The sequence below is a fragment of the Arthrobacter sp. 10N43 genome, assembly GCF_056394525.1.
Genome location: NZ_JBFTIA010000012.1, coordinates 68,881 through 86,135 on the forward strand (window position 1 = coordinate 68,881; position 17,255 = coordinate 86,135).

A 17,255-nucleotide genomic window follows, 5' to 3' on the forward strand; every position below is an offset into this window, starting at 1 on the left:
CCTTGAGTAAGTTGCATCGGCAGCAATGTTCATGAACAGCTGCATGACACAAGGTGATGATTCCACCCGTGTAATTCAGCCGGGGCTGCACTTTCCAGTGTGACTTGCGCGGCTACCGTATGCAATGGGAACTTGTACCTCCGACGTTAGGCCTGCCGGGGCCCAAGGTCAAAGACGTTGGGGCTATTCGGCGGGCGTGTCGAAACTTTCATCCTCGGCTTTAACCTTTGGGGCCGCCACAGCCGCCCCGGGAGTGTCAGAAAACACTCCTGTAACAGGAGCACCAGCGATCCCGGCAGCTCTCCTGGCGGCAGTGGCGGGCGGCTGTTCAGCCGCCGAAGTCTTCGGGTTCGACGTCGTCGAGGAACTCGCGGAAGCGGCGCAGTTCGCCTTCCTCGTCCACCGCGGGGCTGGGATGCGTGTCCTCGCCCTCGTCGTGTTCGGTGATCCGGACGCCGGCCTCGTCCATGACGGCGTCGGCACACCAGATCCGGCACTTGGCGCGCAGGGCAAGCGCCAGGGCATCCGAGGCCCGGGAGCTCACGGTGGTTCCGTTCTCGAACTGCAGCTGTCCGTAGAAAATGTTGTCCTCCACCGCCACGATGTTGACACTGACGATCGTGTGGCCAAGGGCCTCCACGACGTCCACCAGGAGGTCGTGGGTCATCGGCCGGGGCGGGATGACTCCCTGCTGGGCCAGGGCGATGGCACTGGCTTCCGGGGTCCCGATCCAGATCGGCACATGGCGCTCACCGTGGATCTCCTTGAGCAGGACAAGGGGCTGGTTGGACGGCAGCTCAATCCGCACGCCGACAATCTCCACCTCAATCATCAGATGTCCATCCTCGAGATCCGGTCATGGACCAGCGCCTGGTGCAGGGACAGGCAGAGGTCGCTGATCTCCCGGGCGGCCTCGGCGGCCCGGGCGTGGGAGGCGGCATCCTTGCGGGAGGTCAGCGTGGCCACGGCGCGTTCCACGAGCCCGAACTCGCGGTCGGCGGCCGCCTGGAACGGCCGCAGGTGGCGGGGTTCCAGTCCGTGGCTCTCCAGCTGGACGCAGGCGCGCGCCACCTGCAGGGCGTGTTCGTCGAACTTGCCGTTGACATGGCCGATCAGGCCGTAGCTGAGCAGCGATTCCAGCAGCGGGACGCTTGCCCCGGATTCGGCGCGGAGCTGCTCCTCGCTGAGCCGGCGCGTACGGCCCTGCAGCTCGGTGGCGAGCTGCTCGGAGACGATCCGCGGCGAGACCGTGACGCCGGCCGGCAGGTTCTCCGGCCGTTCGCCCCGGTCGATCGCGTCAAGGTAGTCCTTGATGACCTTCAGGGGCAGGTATTGGTCACGCTGTAGGGCCAGGACGAAGCGCAGCCGTTCGACGTCGTTCTCCGAATACTGCCGGTAGCCGGCAGGCGTCCGCTTGGGGTTGATGAGTCCCTTTTCTTCAAGGAACCGGATTTTTGACGCCGTCATGCTGGGAAAGTCGTCGCTCAGTTGAGCCAGGACTTCCCCGATGTTCAGAACCTGGGGTCCGCGCCGATCCGCTTGTGCCGTGGCCACAGGCAACTACCCCGGAATCAGACGTTGCCTGCTGCGCGGGCAGGGCTGAGGTAGAAGGTGAGGCGGAACTTGCCAATCTGGACCTCGTTGCCGGACTTCAGTTCCACGGAATCCACGCGGTCGTGGTTGACGTAGGTACCGTTGAGGCTCCCGGTGTCCACAACCTCGAAGCTGCGCGCGGTGCGGCGGAATTCAACGTGCCTGCGGGATACCGTGACGTCGTCGAGGAAGATATCGGCGTCCGGGTGGCGGCCCGCCGTCGTGACGTCAGAATCCAGCAGGAACCGCGCACCGGCGTTGGGGCCGCTGTGCGCCACGAGCAGTGCCGATCCGAAGGGAAGGGCCTCGACGGCCGCCCGCTCCTCGGTCGAGAGCTTCGGCGTGAAGTTGGGTTCGTCGCGCACCGGAGTGAGGTTGATCGACGTGGTCTCCGAAGCTTTCACTCCACCCGTGCCGTAACCGTCACCGGTGTCGTTCCGTTCGTGCCCAAACATTGAGTCCTCCTCATTCGTTGCAGGTGTCCCCCCTGCAAACAACGCATGCCGTCCGGGAAAGCCTCGCAGTCCCGGTATGGAGGCCCTTCGGCGGGGTGCGGCTTGTTTTGTTATCCCAACAACACTTTCCGGCGACCCCGGCCCGAACGACCTGTGTCTTTAGCCTACCTGCTGTTCATACTCGGATGCACTGAGCAAGGACTCGACCGCGTCGGCTTCCGCGAGCCTGATTTCAATCAGCCAGCCATCACCGTACGGATCGGAGTTAATAAGGGCCGAATCGGTGTCCAGGGCCTCGTTCCGGCCCACGACTTCGCCGGTCACCGGGGCGTAGATGTCGCTGACGCTCTTGGTGGATTCGACCTCGCCGACCACGTCGTTGGCCTTGATGGTTGTCCCCACCTCGGGCATCTGGGCGTAGACGACATCCCCGAGGGCGTCCTGGGCAAAATCGGTGATGCCCACGCGCACAACCCCGTCGGCATTGGGGGCCGAAACCCATTCGTGTTCTGCGGTGTAGGACAGGTCTTCGGGAATGATGCTCATGACGGGCCTTTCATCGGGTCAATCACCTATGCGGCGGCAGTCGTTTGTTCTAGCCGCCGCTGAAAGTATAGGCATATCGGGCAGGGGCCGGGGAGGGATCTGAGAAGATGGTGCGATGGCAGAGCATGCGCCGCTGAGCATCAGGAATGTGGACAACCGGGGCGCCGGGACTCTCCGGGCGCGCCAGGGCTAGGCATGCCTGAGCTTCCGGAAGTTGCGGCACTGGCGGACTTTTTGGACCAGCACCTGCGCGGAGCAGTGGTGGCGAAGATCCAGCTGGTCTCTTTTGCCGTGCTCAAGACGGCAGACCCGCCCTATACCGGCCTCGAGGGCCGGGCTATCACCGGAGTGCGCCGGTTCGGCAAGTTCGTCAGCGTCGAAGCCGACGGGCTGTTCTTCGTCTTCCATTTGGCGCGGGCAGGGTGGCTCCGGTTCACGGACTCCCCCACGGACACACAACTGAGAATGGGCAAGGGCCACATCGCGGCGCGGCTGACATTTTCCGGCGCCGCCGGCCCGGTCGGCATGGACCTGACCGAGGCCGGCACGAAAAAGAGCCTGGCGATTTATGTGGTCCGCGATCCGTACGACGTGCCCGGCATCGCGGCGCTCGGACCTGATCCGTTCAGTCCCGGCTTCGACGTCGGCACTTTCGCGGCGATCCTCGCGTCCAGTTCCCAGCAGATCAAGGGCGTGCTGCGGAGCCAGGGCGTGATGGCCGGCGTCGGGAATGCCTACAGCGACGAGATCCTGCACGCGGCCAGGACCTCGCCGTTTGCCATCGCCAAGTCCCTGGACCCGGCGGACGTCCAGCGGCTCTACGACGCCATCCACAGCATCCTGGGAACTGCTATGGAAGAAGCCACCGGCAAGCCGCCCAACGAGCTCAAGGACGCCAAGCGGAGCCATATGAGGGTCCATGGCCGGACCGGCGAAGCGTGCCCGGTGTGTGGCGACACGGTCCGGGAAGTTTCCTTTGCCGACTCGGCCCTGCAGTACTGCCCGACGTGCCAGACGAAGGGAAAGATCCTGGCCGACCGCCGGACGTCACGCTTCCTGAAATAGGCGCCGCCGGACGTCACGCTTCCTGAAATAGGCGCCGCCGGTGACACGCGCTGCCGGTGACAGGCGCCGCATCCCAACCCCTTGCGCTGGCGCCTCCCGGCGAACACGATACAAGGACACCTTTCACCGGCGCCTGAGGGAGTTGCCTTGATGCGAATGCTGATTATGGGTCCCCCGGGGTGCGGCAAGGGCACCCAGGCTGAACGATTGTCCGGGCGCCTCGGCATCACCGTGGTCTCCACCGGCGAGGTTTTCCGCGACCACGTGAAAAACCGGACGCCGCTGGGCCGGGAAGTCATTGTGCATCTGGACGCCGGCGACCTGGTGCCGGACACCCTGACGAACCGTGTGGTGCGTGAGCGCCTGGACCAGGACGATGTCAGGGGCGGGTTCGGTTTTATATTGGACGGGTATCCCCGAAACACGGCGCAGCTGGCTGAGCTGGACGTCATCCTTGCCGCCAACGGGCAGGCGCTGGACGCTGCACTCCAACTGAGCGTCGACGACGCCGAACTCGTCAGCCGTTTGCTCCGACGCGCCACCATGACCGGACGCAGCGACGACACCGAGGACGTCATCCGGCACCGTTTGGAGCTGTACCACCAGGAGACCGAGCCCGTGGCCGCAGCGTGCTCACAGCGCGGGATCCTCCTGAGCGTGGACGGCACGGGAAGCGAGGACGAGATTTTCGACCGGCTCCTTGCTGCGCTCCGGGCGTCCTTCCCCGATGCAATCCCCGATGCCACCACGGCCACGTAGTGGCCCTTGAGGCACTCGCGGCGCTCACGCCACTAGCGGCGCCAGAGGCACCCAAGGTGCTTAAACAGCAAAGGCCGCCTCCGGATTTCTCCGGAAGCGGCCTATGACCTGCTTTTGTTGGTCGGGCTGACAGGATTTGAACCTGCGACCCCTTGACCCCCAGTCAAGTGCGCTACCAAGCTGCGCTACAGCCCGCTGGTTCTGCCGTTCTCCGCTGGGAAGTTGACCTGGATTCTCTCCAGATTTTCTTCCAAGCAGTCCGGCCGAACCACCTTGAAAAGCTTACACGATCCAAGAGGGTGCCTGTGACATTTTGATGCTGTCACGGGCAAGGTGTGTCGGAATTAACGTTTCTTGCCACGCTTTTCGCGCACACGCATGTTGACCTCGATCGGCGTGCCCTCGAAACCGAAGGTCTCGCGGAGGCGCCGGGTGATGAAGCGGCGGTATCCCGGGTCCAGGAATCCGGTGGTGAACAGCACGAACTTCGGCGGGCGGCTTGACGCCTGGGTGCCGAACAGGATGCGGGGCTGCTTGCCGCCGCGGACCGGGTGCGGGTGCGCGGCCACGAGTTCGCCCAGGAACGCGTTGAGTCGTCCCGTGGGGATGCGCTTGTCCCAGCTTTCCAGGGCAACATCCAGGGCCGGGACGAGCCGGTCCTTGTGCCAGCCTGTTTTGGCCGAGATGTTCACCCGCGGCGCCCAGGCCACGTGAGCAAGGTCCTGCTCGATTTCGCGCTCCAGGTAGCGGCGGCGTTCGTCGTCGAGGAGGTCCCACTTGTTGAACGCGAGAACCAGTGCGCGGCCGGATTCGACGGCGAGCTGCAGGATGCGGACATCCTGCTCGCTGAGCACCTCGTCCACGGCCAGGAGCACGACGGCGACCTCGGCCTTTTCGAGCGCGCTCTGGGTGCGCAGGGAGGCGTAGAAGTCCGCGCCCTGGGCCATGTGCTGGCGGCGCCGGATGCCGGCGGTGTCCACGAAGCGCCACGTGCGTCCGCCGAGTTCGATGAATTCGTCGACCGGGTCACGGGTGGTGCCGGCGGTGTTGTCCACCACCACGCGCTCGGAACCGGCGAGCTTGTTCAGCAGCGAGGACTTGCCGACGTTCGGGCGGCCGATCAAGGCGATGCGGCGGGGACCGCCGGAACGTTCGAGTCCCTCGATCAGGGAGTATTCCGGGAGCGTGTCCATGACGTGGTCAAGGAGGTCGGCCACACCGCGGCCGTGCAGGGCCGAGACGGGGTACGGCTCACCGAAGCCAAGGCCCCACAAGGTTGCGGAGTCCGCTTCCTGCGCGAAGTCGTCCACCTTGTTGGCCACCATGATGACCGGCTTCTTGGACTTGCGCAGCATCTTCATGACGCCTTCGTCGGTGGCGGTGGCGCCCACCGCGGAGTCGACGACGAACAGGACGGCGTCGGCGAGTTCCACGGCCATCTCGGCCTGTTCCGCGACGCGGGCGTGGATGCCGCGGGCGTCGTGTTCCCACCCGCCGGTGTCCACTACCGTGAAGTTGCGGCCGTTCCATTGCGCCGAGTACATGACGCGGTCGCGAGTGACGCCGGGGGTGTCCTCGACCACTGCCTCGCGACGGCCCAGGATCCTGTTGACCAGGGTGGATTTGCCCACGTTGGGCCGGCCGATGATGGCCAGGACGGGGTCCAGCTTGACCGGACCGTCAAAGTCCTCGTCGTCGAAGTGGCCGCTCAGCAGGGCTGCGTCGTCTTCGTCCAGCTCGTAGTCGTCCAGGCCGGCGCGAAGGGAGGCCGCGCGGAGCTCCGCTTCGTCATCGTCCAGGGCGGCAAGGTGTTCAGCCACCTGGTCGGTGCCGGTGGGCGTGTATTCGTCTTCGCCGGCGCCAAAATTGCCGGAGGTTTGAGTCGTATCGCTCATTGCACTTTCCTTAGGTGGTGATCTGCCGGCGTCCCGGCTACTGCTTCATGACGTTCATGCGGTGATTCCGCGTGGGGCAGGGACTGCCCGGTTCTTAGTACTGAGTCCTGGACATGGCGCGCTAGCGCGGCCCGAATTTCGGTTCCCGCCCTGTCCATTGAAACACGGCCGGTCTCACCGGGCCTGCGGCTGACGTTGATGGCCCCGCCAAAGCTGACATGCAGCCGCCGGCGGGGGGCGGGTACCGTGTCCAGGTGTTCGCCGCCGATTCTGGTGCCCAGGATGGCCACGGGAACCACGGTGGCGCCGGAGTTCAGCGCCAGCCAGGCGACACCGTTGTTGATCGCGGCGGCCCCGCCGCTCCCCCGGGTGCCTTCGGGCAAAATCCCGACACACCGTCCGGCGCCGAGCAGGCTCCGGGCCGTGGCCAGGGCAGCACGGCCGCCGAGGCGGTCAACGGGAAGCTGGCCCGAGGCCGCCAGGACACGGCCGAGGAACCCGGTGAACATCTCCTGTTTGACGAGGATGTGCATGGGCCGCGGCGAGGCGCCGAACATGACGGGTCCGTCGAGGAAGCTGATGTGGTTCCCTGCGAAGATCACGGGGCCTGTGGCGGGGACGTTGGAGCGTCCCGTGACGGAGGTGCGGTAGACGAGGTGGTCCAGGAGCCATCCCACGGGACGGCTCCACGCCGTCGTCCACCGGCCGGGCAGGCAGGCCTGCACGCTCGCCGGTGCTCCGTTGCCGTCAGTCACCGGGGACGGCCCGGTGCCGTGCGGTGCTCTGCTTGACAACGGGGTGATTGACAACGGTGTCCACGATGTCGAGCGCGGCCTGCACCGTCTCGTCAAAGTCCAGCTCCGAGGAGTCCAGGGTGACTACGCCGTCGGCGGCGGTGGTGAAGTTCACCACCGTGGAGTCCTTGGCGTCGCGGTGCGTGACCTGGGCGGCAAGCTGCTCGGCGTTCTGGCTCCCGCCCAGCTGAATGCCGCGGCGGCGCAGCCGGGCTTCCTCGCTGGCGGTCAGCAGCATCCGGACCTCGGCCCCGGGCGCGACGACGGTGGTGATGTCCCGGCCCTCCACCACCATGCGGCGGTGGTGCTTTTCGATCAGTTCGCGCTGCCGGCGGATCAGCTCGGTCCGCGCGCCCAGGGTGGTGGCAACGGCGCTGACCGCTGCGGAAATGGCGGGTTCCCGGATGGCGAGAGTGACATCGTGCCCGCCGACGCGGACGTACTCTTCCTGCGGGCTCGTGCTGATCTCCAGCGGGAGGGTCTCCGCTGCGGTCTCGACGGCCGACGCGTCGTCCAGGTCCGTGCTGTTCTCCAGGCAGAACCACGTCAAGGCACGGTACATCGCGCCGGTGTCGAGGTAGGCCAGTTTCAGACGGCGGGCGACCTCTTTGCTGACGCTGGATTTGCCGGAGCCGGAGGGGCCGTCGATGGCGACCACAAGGCTTTTTCCGGGGCGGACTATGTCCACTGTCTCGATGAGTTCTTGAGTCATTACTGGAGTACCCGCCATCCGCGGTCGTTGAGGGCTTCTATCAAAAGATCGTGCTTGTTGGGCAGCACGGAAATTTCCACCATACCCACGTTCTGTCCCGAGGAGTGGTCGAGCCGCAGGTCCTCAAGGTTGACGCCGATCTCGCCGATCTCGGTCAGCAGCTTCGCGATCTGTCCCGGCGTGTCATCCACCAGGACCGTCAGCCACGAGTAGGCCTGCGGCGGTCCACCGTGCTTGCCCGGAATCCGGGACTGGCCGGCGTTGCCTTCGCTGATCAGCTGGGCAAGATCCAGCCGGGCGCCGGGAGCGGTGGGGGCCTCCAGGGTGCCGATCAGCCGGTTGAGGTCCTCACGGACCCCGTGCAGGATCTCAACCACCTTGTCCGCGTTCGCACCCAGGATCTGGACCCAGAGGGTGGGATCGCTCGCGGCGATCCGGGTGACGTCCCGCAACCCGTTTCCGGCCAGGGACAGCGCGTGCAGGGGCGTGCCCTGCAGGCGGCTGGCCACGAGCGAGGACATCACCTGCGGCAGGTGGGACACGAGCGCCACGGCTCCGTCGTGTTCGTCGGCGCCGAACTCGGACACGACGGCGCCAAGATCGCCCGCCAGCGCACGCGCCACGCGGATGGACTCCGGCAGAGTTTCTTCCGCCGGGCACACCACCCAGGGCATGGAGGTGAACAGCTCGCCGCGGGCGGCGACAGGGCCGGATTTTTCGCGTCCGGCCATGGGATGGGTGCCCACGTAGCGGCCCAGGTCGGCGCCGCGGCTGCGGAGATCGGCAAGGATGCGTGCCTTCACACTCGCGATATCCACCACGACGGCGGCAGGGTAATCCTGCAGCGCTTTGGCAACGACGTCCGCCGTGACGTCCGGCGGCGCAGCCACGACGACGAGCTCCGGCTCGCCTTCGAGGCGCGCCAGCGGCAGCCCGGCGCCGATGTCGACGGCGACAGCCTGGTTGGTCGGCGACGGATCCGAGAGGAACACCGCCACTCCGCGCCCCCGCAGCCCCAGCCCGATGCTGGTGCCCAGGAGCCCGGAGCCCACCACGATCACGGGGCCGTTCAGGTGGCCCCGGCCTTGGGTGCGAAAGGCGGACATGCTTACAGCCCCACGGATGCCAGCAGGTGGCCGACTTCCTGCTTGCCGAGGTTGCGGATGCTGCCCTGGCGCTGGTCGCCCAGCCCGATGGGGCCAACCTTGACCCGGACCAGGCGCAGCACGGGGAAGCCGACGGCGTCGAACAAGCGACGGACGATTCGGTTCTTGCCAGAGTGCAGCACGACCTCGATCAGCACGTGCCCGGGAGTGGAGTCCACGAGCTTGAAGGAGTCCACCGAGGCGATGCCGTCCTCGAGCTCGACGCCGGCCTTCAGTTCCGCGCCCACGCCCTGGGGGAACGGCCCGCGGACCTGCACGAGGTAGGTCTTGGGCACTTCGTAGGACGGGTGCGTCAGGCGGTTGGCGAGCTCGCCGTCGTTTGTCAGGAGCAGCAGGCCCTCGGTGGCGACGTCGAGCCGGCCCACGTGGAAGAGGCGTTCGCCGTGGTGGTTGCGGACGAAGTCGCTGATGCACGGGCGTCCGTCCGGGTCCTCCATGGTGGAGACAACGCCCTTGGGCTTGTTGAAGACCATGTAGACCATGTTCTCGTCCAGCTGGATGCGCAGGCCGTCAACGTGGATCACGGCTGTCTTGGGGTCGACGCGGACGCCGAGCTCGGTGACGACCTGGCCGTCGACCTCCACACGGCCTTCGGCGATCATTTCCTCGCATACGCGCCGTGAGGCGACGCCGGCGGAGGCCATGACCTTCTGGAGGCGGGTGCCGTCGGCGTCGTGCAGCTCAGACTGGGGCACTTCGCGGCGCGGTCCGCGGTTGCGGCCGGGCTTGCGTACCGGTCCGAGGTTCTGGCCGAAGCGTTCGCTGCCGAACGCGCGGGGACCGGCGAACTTGGCGGCGCCGGTGCGCGGCTTGGGCTTGAGGGCGCCGGGGGTGCCGGGGGCCTTGCCGGAGCCGGGCTTGCGCGCGGCGGCCTTGCGGGCTGCTTCCTTGCCCGAGGGCGCCTTCGACTTCCAGTCAGCGGAACCCTGGCGGGCCGCCGACGGCGCGCCGTCCTGTCCCTGCAGGTCCGGATCGATGAAGGCCTCTTCGCGGGGCTTGGGGTGCTTGAAGGGGCGGTCTCCGCCGCCCTTGTATCCGGCTCCGCCGCTGCGGCTGCCGCCGTATCCGGCTCCGCTGCTGCGGCCCGAGCCGCCCTGCGGCCGGCCTGAGCCCTGTGACTTGTTTTGTCCGGCACTGCTTTGACCGGCACTGTTTTGTCCGGCACTGCTTTGTCCGGCACTGTTGCGTCCCGAACTGTTACGTGGTGAACCCTGGCGTCCCGCCTGTGTCATGACCCGTCCTTACGTTGTTGGCCTGCGGCCGCTGTCTCCCGACAACACCCGCCGGCCGGGCAAATTGTTCTGCCCGCTGGATACTCTTTGTGCAGGCGTGGTGCCTGCGTAAAGCCTGAATTAATACTGCTACATACTTCCTGCGTCGTAGTATTCCTCGATCCCTTCCAGACCTGGAAGGTGGGGGGAAAGCTGCGGCAGTTCAGCCACGGAGCCAATTCCCATCCGCTCGAGGAAATACGATGTCGTGCGGTACAGGATTGCCCCGGACTCGGGATCGGTTCCCGAGTCCTCGATCAGCCCCCGCTGCGTCAGCGTCCGTACGACAGAGTCAACATTGACTCCTCGAATTGCAGACACCCGCGCCCTTGATACGGGCTGGCGGTAAGCGATGACGGCGAGCGTTTCGAGCGCCGCCTGCGTCAGCCTGGCTGTTTGTCCCTCCAACACGAATTCGCCAACAATCTCGGCGAACTCCGCGCGGGAATAGATCCGCCAGCCTCCGGCGATATTCCGCAATTCAAAACCCCGGGGGGCGGCATTGTGGCCGACTTTCTTGCCGACTTTTTTGCCGGCCAGGGTGGCGACGTCCGCATCCGGGGCATTAACAGTATAGCCGTTATACTCACGCTGCAGTTCAGCGAGGAGGGACTCGACGACGTCGACCGTCAGGTTCAGCCCGGCGGCCAGCGCCGTGGCCGTGGCCGGTTCGTCGATCACCATCAGCACGGCTTCCAGGGCAGCGCGGGCGCCGCCGGGCAGGCTCGCAACGTCCAGGGCAGTGTCCGATCCCGTGTCCTGCTGCGGGTCAGGCAATCGTTCGTTCACGGCTGGTCCTCGTATTCTTCACTCAGGTTTTCGCTGCTCCACTCCTGGGTATCCGCCGTCCAGTGCACGGTCAGGTCGCCGAGTGGCAGGAGCTGGTCGAAGCCCACGGCGCGGTCGCGGAAGAGCTCCAGCAGCGCCAGGAACCGCGCCACCACCACCAGTGTGGATTCGGCGTCGGCGATCAGCGCCCGGAACGTCAGCGGCGTACCCAGCCGCAACCTGGCCCCCAGCAGCTCGGCCTGTTCCTTGACGCTCACGGGCGCACCGTGCAGGTGCGCGAGGCCCACTTCCGTGGGGGCTGCCTCCTTGGGCTTGAGGGCTGCCTCGGCCAGGCCGGCGAACTGTTCGGGGGTGTGCCGCCACAGCAGTTCCGGAAGCAGTGCGGCAAAGTGCCCCTCCAGGGCAACCTGCCGGGGATACCGCCGGGCTTCAAGTTCGAGGGTCGAGCCCATCATGCCGGCCACGTGCTTGAAGGCCTTGTACTGCAGGAGCCGGGCGAAGAGGAGGTCCCGGGCTTCCAGCAGGGCGATGTCCTCGTCGTCCTCGACTTCGCCTGCGGGCAGCAGCCGGGCCGCTTTGAGGTCCAGGAGGGTGGCCGCGATGACCAGGAATTCGCTGGCCTCATCCAGCGCCCATTCTTCCCCGAGCTTCTGCAGGCCCCTGATGTACTTGATGAACTCGTCAGTGACCGTGGACAGCGCCACCTCGGTGATGTCCAGCTGGTGCTTCGAGATCAGGCCGAGCAGGAGGTCGAACGGGCCCGTGAAGTTGGCCAGCCGCACCTCGAAGCCGGGCTTCTTCCCGGCCGGCCCTGCAGAGTCCGGACGTGCGTCCAGCTCCGCGGGCATGTCGGGACTTGCTGGCGGAGCGAAGGCGCCTGCCACGATCCTGGCTAGGGCGCGCCGCCGCGCGAGATCAGCTCTTTGGCCAGGCGGCGGTAGGCGTCGGCACCGACGTGGTTGCCCGCGTAGGTGGTGATGGGCTCGGCCGCAACCGTGGCGTCGGCAAACTTGATGGAGCGCTTGATGACTGTTTCGAAGACCTTGTCACCGAAGGCCTCCACCAGGCGGGCGATTACCTCGCGGCCGTGCAGGGTCCGGGCGTCGTACATCGTGGCGAGCACGCCGTCGACCTGCAGGCGCGGATTGAGGCGGTCCTGGACCTTGTCGATGGTTTCCACGAGCAGCGCCACGGCGCGCAGGGCGAAGAATTCACAGATCAGCGGGATGATGACGCCGTGGGCAGCCGTCAGCGCATTGACGGTGAGCAGGCCGAGTGAGGGCTGGCAGTCGATCAGGACGACGTCGTAGTCGTCCTCGACCTTTTTCAAGGCCCGGTCCAGGACCTGCTCGCGGGCCACTTCGTTAACCAGCTGCACCTCGGCGGCAGAGAGGTCGATGTTGGCAGGAAGCAGGTCAACGTTTTCCACGCCGGTCTTTTGGATGGCGTCGCGGATGTCCACTTTGCGGTCCATCAGCACGTTGTACACGGTGAGGTCGAGTTCGTGCGGATTCGTGCCGAGTCCCGCGGACAGGGCGCCCTGCGGATCGAAGTCGACAAGGAGCACGCGGCGGCCGTACTCAGCCAGGGCTGCAGCGAGGTTGATGGTGGACGTGGTTTTGCCCACCCCGCCCTTCTGGTTGACCATGGCGATGACCCGCGCAGGACCGTGGGAGGACAGCGGTGCGGGCTCCGGAAAGTCGCGTTGGGGCCGCCCAGTGGGGCCCATGACGGCGTCTTCCAGATCGAGTTCGATGCCTTCCAGAGTTGCTGAACCCTGTTCGCTGCTCACGTATCTATCCACACTTTCGATGACGGTGATTGTCGTGCTTCATATTCCTGCCACCGGGCCCAGGGCCCAGCACGTTCCTCCCAAGGTTACAGCGCCCGGCGCGGTATTCGACGGACCTTGACAACCGCCGTCATCTGAGCCTTGAGGTTCCGGTAGAACTCGAAGGTTCCCGCCCGGGGCGGGAGGGTGTAACCACGGCCCGGCCTCCGCAGCCACGGGCCGGGCGGACAAAAAACTGCCCGGACGCTGGTCGGCGTCCGGGCAGTTTTCCGTAGCTACAGGATCAGATAGCGTCCGGGTCAGGCGTTTGCCAGGACCGGCTGGGCCGGCTGTTCCGGCTTTTCGGTGACGTCCTGCTCTGTGGTCTGCACAGCGGTGTGGCCGGCGAGCATGGTCTCTTCGTCGAAGGGCTCGGCACCGGCGAGGACACGGTCCACGCGGTGTCCGTCGATCTCCTTGACCCAGGTGCCGATCAGCACGGTGGCGACGGCGTTGCCGGTGAAGTTGGTCAGGGCGCGGGCCTCGGACATGAACCGGTCGATGCCGACGATCATGCCCACGCCGCCGAGCAGCTGAGGAGCATGCGCCTGGAGTCCGGCGGCTAGTGTGGCGAGGCCGGCGCCGGTAACGCCGGCGGCACCCTTGGAGGCGATGATCATGAAGACCAGCAGGGAAACCTGGGCGCCAAGGTCCAGCGGCGTGCCCATGGCGTTGGCGACGAAGAGCGCGGCCATGGTCAGGTAGATGGCGGTGCCGTCCAGGTTGAAGGAGTAGCCCGTGGGCACGGTGACGCCGACCACCGGCTTGGACACGCCGAGGTGTTCCATCTTCGCGATCAGGCGGGGCAGCGCGGCTTCGGAGGAAGACGTGGAGAAGATCAGCAGGTATTCGCGGCCGAGGTACCTCATGAGCTTGAAGATGCTGACGCCGGCGACCACCTTGAGCAGGCCGCCGAGGATCACCACGATGAACAGGGCGCAGGTGATGTAGAAGGCGCCCATCAGGGTGGCCATGCTGATGATGGCCTGGAAACCGGTAGCACCGACGACGGCGGCGATCGCACCGAAGGCTCCGACGGGAGCCAGCCACATGATCATGATGAGGATGCGGAATACCAGGGCCTGTCCGTAGCCCACGGTCTTGAGGATCGGGGCTCCCTGCGGGCCCATCTTCTGCAGGGCGAAGCCGACCAGGATCGCGGCGAGCAGAGTCGGCAGCACGGGAATGTCGCCCGGGATGATGCCAAGCAGGAAGTCAACGGTGCTGTCGACCGCCGCCTTCTTGTTCGGATCGTAGGGGGCGAGCTTGAGGCCCTCGCCCGGGTGGATCAGGTTGCCCACCACGAGGCCGATCGCCAGGGCAAAGGTGGACATGACGACGAAGTAGCCGAGCGCCAGGCCGCCGACCTTGCCGACTGTGGCGGCCTTGGCGATGGAACCGATGCCCAGCACGATCGTGCAGAAGATCACCGGCGCGATCATCATCTTGATGAGTTTGATGAAGCCGTCGCCCAGCGGCTTGAGGGATTTGCCGACCTCGGGGAACATCAGACCGATGACGGCACCTGCAATGACGGCGACGATGACTGCAATGTAAAGGTAGTGGGACTTGTCCAGTCCCTTGCGCTTCTTGGCCAGCGTTGCGGCCGGTGCTGCCGACTCTCCTCGTTGAGAGGCCATGGTGTTCTCCTTGGATAGGCTGGACTTTCGTGAGGCCCACTCTGTGGTCCGGTCACTGTCCGTTCTTGCGTGTAACCCCATCATTGATGACAAGGTGACGCGCATCACCCTTACGTTCATATTGGTCATGGAAGGTGTTGATGATCCAGCGCTGGAGCATCGCCCGCAGGCTGTTTGCGGCCAATCTGCTGTTCATCGTGGCGCTGACGGCCATCGTGGGCACGGCCACGTTCGTCGACGCACGCGATCATGCCTACGACGAGGCCGGACGCCGGATGGCCGGCATTGCCACCACGGTGGCCGACGCTCCCTTCGTCCTGCAGGCGGCGAGCGCCGCCGACCCGTCAGCCCTGCTCCAGCCGTATGCCTTGAAGATCATGAACGATGCCGGCGCGGATTTCGTCACGATCATGGCCCCGGACCGGACGCGGTGGACCCATCCGCGCAACGAGGAACTGGGCAAGCCGTATATCGGCTCCATCGACGCAGCCCTCAACGGCCAGGTCTTCACGGAGGTCACGGCCGGCACCCTCGGCCCGTCCGTGCGCACCATCGCCCCGGTCAAAGATGCGGACGGCAACGTACGGGCGCTCGTGGCCGCGGGCGTGACGGTCCGGACGGTAGATGTGGCGGTCTCCGGCAGGCTGCCGGCGGTGCTGGCCATCGCCCTGGCGCTGCTGGCAGTTGGTTCGCTGGCGTCCTGGCTCCTGGGGCGGTACCTGCGCCGGGTGACCCGCGGCTGGGGACCGGAGCAGTTGGGCCAGCTCTTCGCGTACTACGAATCAGTGCTGCATTCGGTGCGTGAGGGCGTGATCCTCATCGACCCGCAGGGCAAGGTGGTCATGTACAACGACCAGGCCGCCGACCTGCTGGGGTTGCCGAAGCAGTCAGCCGACGGCGCTGGCGCTGCCGGGACGGATGCTGCCGGGACGAATGCCACCGGCGACGCGGGCGGCGGCCGCCAGATGGCCCCCTCCCTCGCGGACCTGCCGCTTGCACCCAGCCTGAAGGAACTTTTCGAATCCGGGCGGACGGCGCTCGACGAGCTTCACCTGACCGATTCCAGGGTCCTGGTGGTCAACCAGGGCCCCGCAGTGGGGCCTGCCACCGCCACAGGCCGCCAGCGGGGAGCGGCTTCCGGGGCGCATGTTTACGGCACTGTGGCCACTATCCGGGACCGCACCGAAATCGAGTCCCTGGGCAGCGAGCTTGAAACCATGCGCACGCTCTCGGACGCCCTCCGCGCCCAGACCCACGAGCACGCCAACCGGCTCCACACCATCGTCTCGCTCATGGAACTGGGCCGGGCACCTGAGGCACTGGACTTCGCCACCAAGGACCTGGAGCTCAGCCAGCGGCTGACGGACGACATTGTCAGCTCCATCGAGGAACCTGTCCTCGGGGCCCTGATCATGGGCAAGGCCGCCGAGGCGCACGAGCGCGGCGTCGAACTGATCCTCAGCGCCGGCGGCTCCACGGCCGTGACCGGACTGGCCGTGCAGGACCTCGTGGCCATCCTGGGAAACCTGCTGGACAACGCCATCGACGCCGCGGCCGAAGCGCCGGCGCCCCGGCTGGTGGAGCTGACAGTGGAGACCACTGGCTCCGCCGTGGAGATCACGGTGGAAGACAGCGGCCCCGGGATTGACCCCGCGGCCGTGGAAGACGTCTTCCGGCACGGCTTCAGCACCAAGACGCCGGGCCCCTTCGGGCGGGGCCTGGGGCTGGCCCTGGTCCGCCAGGCCGTGCAGCGGCTGGGCGGTACCATGACAATCACCAGCCCGGCCGGGGCGCTGTTCCGCGTCACCCTGCCGGTCACACCACCGCCGTCCACACCACCGGCGCCCACAACAGTGCCGTCCACAACAGAGGAACAACCATGAGCGACATCCGGGTGCTCGTCGTCGAAGACGAGCCCATTGCCGCTGCGGCGCACGCCGCCTATATCGAAAGGCTGGACGGTTTCACCCTGGCGGGCTCCGCGCCGGACGGGCAGTCCGCCCTGCGCCTGCTCACGGACTTCGCGGCGGCGGGCAACCCGGTGGAGCTGGTGCTGCTGGACATGAACCTCCCGGACCTGCACGGGCTGGACATCGCACGGCGGATGCGGGCTGCCGGGCTGTTCGCGGACATCATTGCCATTACCGCCGTGCGGGAACTGAACATCGTACGCAGCGCTGTGGCCACCGGCGTCGTCCAGTACCTGATCAAGCCGTTCACCTACGCAACGTTTGCGGACAAACTCGCCAGCTACCGGCTGTTCCGCGAGCAGCTGGCATCGCCGGTGGCTGGCGTCGCCGGGGCCCGGGCGTCCCAAAGCGACGTGGACCAGGCCTTCGCCAGCCTGCGCGCCCCGTCCGAGGTGTCGCTGCCCAAGGGCCTGGCCGTATCCACGCTGGAATCCGTCCAGGACTACATCAAGGCGCAGGACGGGGCGGTCTCGGCCAGCGAGGTCATGGAGGCGCTCGGCATGTCCCGGGTCACCGCCCGGCGCTACCTCGAATACCTCGCCGACGCCGGCACAGTCTCCCGTGCGGCACGCTACGGCGCCCCCGGCCGGCCGGAAAACGAATACCGATGGACCCGACCGCGGCCCTGAACTGCTCCGGCCGAGGGACCGACGCAATTGGCGGATCCTTCCGGGCGGCCGTCACTGGCCTGCTCCGCCGCGGGCACTGAAACAGGAGCCGCGATCAGGACGCCCCCGGGCCCGCACACATGACGGCCAGAACCCGCCAG

17 protein-coding genes and 1 tRNA gene are annotated in these 17,255 nt (G+C 66.5%); 4 read left to right on the forward strand and 14 right to left on the reverse strand.

What is annotated here, in order from left to right; genetic code table 11:
• Positions 1-328 precede the first annotated feature (328 nt).
• The 4 genes from AC1DDO_RS18705 to gcvH form a co-directional block, all read right to left on the reverse strand.
• Complete coding sequence (locus AC1DDO_RS18705; RefSeq protein WP_441410392.1) at positions 329-832, reverse strand: bifunctional nuclease family protein; 504 nt, start codon at positions 830-832, stop codon at positions 329-331.
• Positions 832-1,554 (reverse strand): transcriptional regulator FtsR, encoded by a 723-nt coding sequence (gene ftsR, locus AC1DDO_RS18710; protein WP_476868008.1) that lies wholly within the window; start codon positions 1,552-1,554, stop codon positions 832-834. The genes AC1DDO_RS18705 and ftsR overlap by 1 nt, the downstream gene beginning before the upstream one ends.
• A 17-nt stretch (positions 1,555-1,571) precedes the next feature.
• A complete protein-coding gene (locus AC1DDO_RS18715; protein WP_028275906.1) occupies positions 1,572-2,048 on the reverse strand; it encodes an FHA domain-containing protein in 477 nt (158 codons plus the stop codon).
• A gap of 159 nt (positions 2,049-2,207) precedes the next feature.
• Positions 2,208-2,594: a glycine cleavage system protein GcvH gene (gene gcvH / locus AC1DDO_RS18720; RefSeq protein WP_441410394.1), complete on the reverse strand. Its 387-nt coding sequence runs from the start codon at positions 2,592-2,594 to the stop codon at positions 2,208-2,210.
• Between the two features lie 195 nt (positions 2,595-2,789).
• Between gcvH and AC1DDO_RS18725 the strand changes: the two genes are divergently transcribed.
• Both AC1DDO_RS18725 and AC1DDO_RS18730 read left to right on the forward strand, forming a co-directional pair.
• Positions 2,790-3,659, forward strand: coding sequence for an Fpg/Nei family DNA glycosylase (locus tag AC1DDO_RS18725; protein WP_476972477.1), 870 nt, complete (start codon positions 2,790-2,792; stop codon positions 3,657-3,659).
• 156 nt (positions 3,660-3,815) lie between these two features.
• Positions 3,816-4,418: an adenylate kinase gene (locus AC1DDO_RS18730; protein WP_476972496.1), complete on the forward strand. Its 603-nt coding sequence runs from the start codon at positions 3,816-3,818 to the stop codon at positions 4,416-4,418.
• A 118-nt stretch (positions 4,419-4,536) separates the two neighbouring features.
• Here AC1DDO_RS18730 and AC1DDO_RS18735 read toward each other — a convergent pair.
• From AC1DDO_RS18735 to AC1DDO_RS18780, 10 genes are all read right to left on the reverse strand, one after another.
• Positions 4,537-4,613 (reverse strand) — tRNA-Pro (locus AC1DDO_RS18735).
• A 149-nt stretch (positions 4,614-4,762) separates the two neighbouring features.
• Complete coding sequence (gene der, locus AC1DDO_RS18740; protein WP_441410396.1) at positions 4,763-6,313, reverse strand: ribosome biogenesis GTPase Der; 1,551 nt, start codon at positions 6,311-6,313, stop codon at positions 4,763-4,765.
• Complete coding sequence (locus AC1DDO_RS18745; protein ID WP_476868048.1) at positions 6,310-6,990, reverse strand: lysophospholipid acyltransferase family protein; 681 nt, start codon at positions 6,988-6,990, stop codon at positions 6,310-6,312. The genes der and AC1DDO_RS18745 overlap by 4 nt, the downstream gene beginning before the upstream one ends.
• Before the next feature lie 70 nt (positions 6,991-7,060).
• The gene (gene cmk / locus AC1DDO_RS18750) at positions 7,061-7,819 is read right to left on the reverse strand and encodes a (d)CMP kinase (RefSeq protein WP_476868006.1); all 759 of its coding nucleotides are present in this window, start codon (positions 7,817-7,819) and stop codon (positions 7,061-7,063) included.
• Positions 7,819-8,925, reverse strand: a complete 1,107-nt coding sequence (locus tag AC1DDO_RS18755) for a prephenate dehydrogenase (protein ID WP_476868005.1) — start codon at positions 8,923-8,925, stop codon at positions 7,819-7,821. The genes cmk and AC1DDO_RS18755 overlap by 1 nt, the downstream gene beginning before the upstream one ends.
• A gap of 2 nt (positions 8,926-8,927) precedes the next feature.
• Complete coding sequence (locus AC1DDO_RS18760; protein ID WP_476868004.1) at positions 8,928-10,217, reverse strand: pseudouridine synthase; 1,290 nt, start codon at positions 10,215-10,217, stop codon at positions 8,928-8,930.
• A gap of 129 nt (positions 10,218-10,346) precedes the next feature.
• Complete coding sequence (gene scpB, locus AC1DDO_RS18765; RefSeq protein ID WP_476868047.1) at positions 10,347-10,940, reverse strand: SMC-Scp complex subunit ScpB; 594 nt, start codon at positions 10,938-10,940, stop codon at positions 10,347-10,349.
• Between the two features lie 101 nt (positions 10,941-11,041).
• The gene (locus tag AC1DDO_RS18770) at positions 11,042-11,893 is read right to left on the reverse strand and encodes a segregation and condensation protein A (protein WP_476972478.1); all 852 of its coding nucleotides are present in this window, start codon (positions 11,891-11,893) and stop codon (positions 11,042-11,044) included.
• A 44-nt stretch (positions 11,894-11,937) separates the two neighbouring features.
• Positions 11,938-12,837, reverse strand: coding sequence for a ParA family protein (locus tag AC1DDO_RS18775; RefSeq protein ID WP_476868002.1), 900 nt, complete (start codon positions 12,835-12,837; stop codon positions 11,938-11,940).
• Positions 12,838-13,136: 299 nt separating this feature from the next.
• Entirely contained in the window at positions 13,137-14,516 is a 1,380-nt protein-coding gene (locus AC1DDO_RS18780) for a cation:dicarboxylate symporter family transporter (RefSeq protein WP_476972479.1), read from the reverse strand.
• Positions 14,517-14,656: 140 nt separating this feature from the next.
• Between AC1DDO_RS18780 and AC1DDO_RS18785 the strand changes: the two genes are divergently transcribed.
• Together AC1DDO_RS18785 and AC1DDO_RS18790 are read left to right on the forward strand one after the other, a co-directional pair.
• Positions 14,657-16,399, forward strand: a complete 1,743-nt coding sequence (locus AC1DDO_RS18785) for a sensor histidine kinase (protein ID WP_476972480.1) — start codon at positions 14,657-14,659, stop codon at positions 16,397-16,399.
• Entirely contained in the window at positions 16,396-17,115 is a 720-nt protein-coding gene (locus AC1DDO_RS18790; RefSeq protein ID WP_476972481.1) for a response regulator, read from the forward strand. The genes AC1DDO_RS18785 and AC1DDO_RS18790 overlap by 4 nt, the downstream gene beginning before the upstream one ends.
• The last annotated feature ends 140 nt before the right edge of the window (positions 17,116-17,255 follow it).

What these genes read in the sequence shown, in the direction of transcription:
- AC1DDO_RS18705 (WP_441410392.1), bottom strand. Translation starts at nt 832, where the DNA reads ATGATTGAGGTGGAGATTGTCGGCGTGCGGATTGAGCTGCCGTCCAAC.
- AC1DDO_RS18715 (WP_028275906.1), bottom strand. Translation starts at nt 2,048, where the DNA reads ATGTTTGGGCACGAACGGAACGACACCGGTGACGGTTACGGCACGGGT.
- gcvH (WP_441410394.1), bottom strand. Translation starts at nt 2,594, where the DNA reads ATGAGCATCATTCCCGAAGACCTGTCCTACACCGCAGAACACGAATGG.
- AC1DDO_RS18725 (WP_476972477.1), top strand. Translation starts at nt 2,790, where the DNA reads ATGCCTGAGCTTCCGGAAGTTGCGGCACTGGCGGACTTTTTGGACCAG.
- AC1DDO_RS18730 (WP_476972496.1), top strand. Translation starts at nt 3,816, where the DNA reads ATGCTGATTATGGGTCCCCCGGGGTGCGGCAAGGGCACCCAGGCTGAA.
- der (WP_441410396.1), bottom strand. Translation starts at nt 6,313, where the DNA reads ATGAGCGATACGACTCAAACCTCCGGCAATTTTGGCGCCGGCGAAGAC.
- cmk (WP_476868006.1), bottom strand. Translation starts at nt 7,819, where the DNA reads ATGACTCAAGAACTCATCGAGACAGTGGACATAGTCCGCCCCGGAAAA.
- AC1DDO_RS18755 (WP_476868005.1), bottom strand. Translation starts at nt 8,925, where the DNA reads ATGTCCGCCTTTCGCACCCAAGGCCGGGGCCACCTGAACGGCCCCGTG.
- AC1DDO_RS18760 (WP_476868004.1), bottom strand. Translation starts at nt 10,217, where the DNA reads ATGACACAGGCGGGACGCCAGGGTTCACCACGTAACAGTTCGGGACGC.
- scpB (WP_476868047.1), bottom strand. Translation starts at nt 10,940, where the DNA reads ATGGTGATCGACGAACCGGCCACGGCCACGGCGCTGGCCGCCGGGCTG.
- AC1DDO_RS18770 (WP_476972478.1), bottom strand. Translation starts at nt 11,893, where the DNA reads ATGCCCGCGGAGCTGGACGCACGTCCGGACTCTGCAGGGCCGGCCGGG.
- AC1DDO_RS18780 (WP_476972479.1), bottom strand. Translation starts at nt 14,516, where the DNA reads ATGGCCTCTCAACGAGGAGAGTCGGCAGCACCGGCCGCAACGCTGGCC.
- AC1DDO_RS18785 (WP_476972480.1), top strand. Translation starts at nt 14,657, where the DNA reads ATGATCCAGCGCTGGAGCATCGCCCGCAGGCTGTTTGCGGCCAATCTG.
- AC1DDO_RS18790 (WP_476972481.1), top strand. Translation starts at nt 16,396, where the DNA reads ATGAGCGACATCCGGGTGCTCGTCGTCGAAGACGAGCCCATTGCCGCT.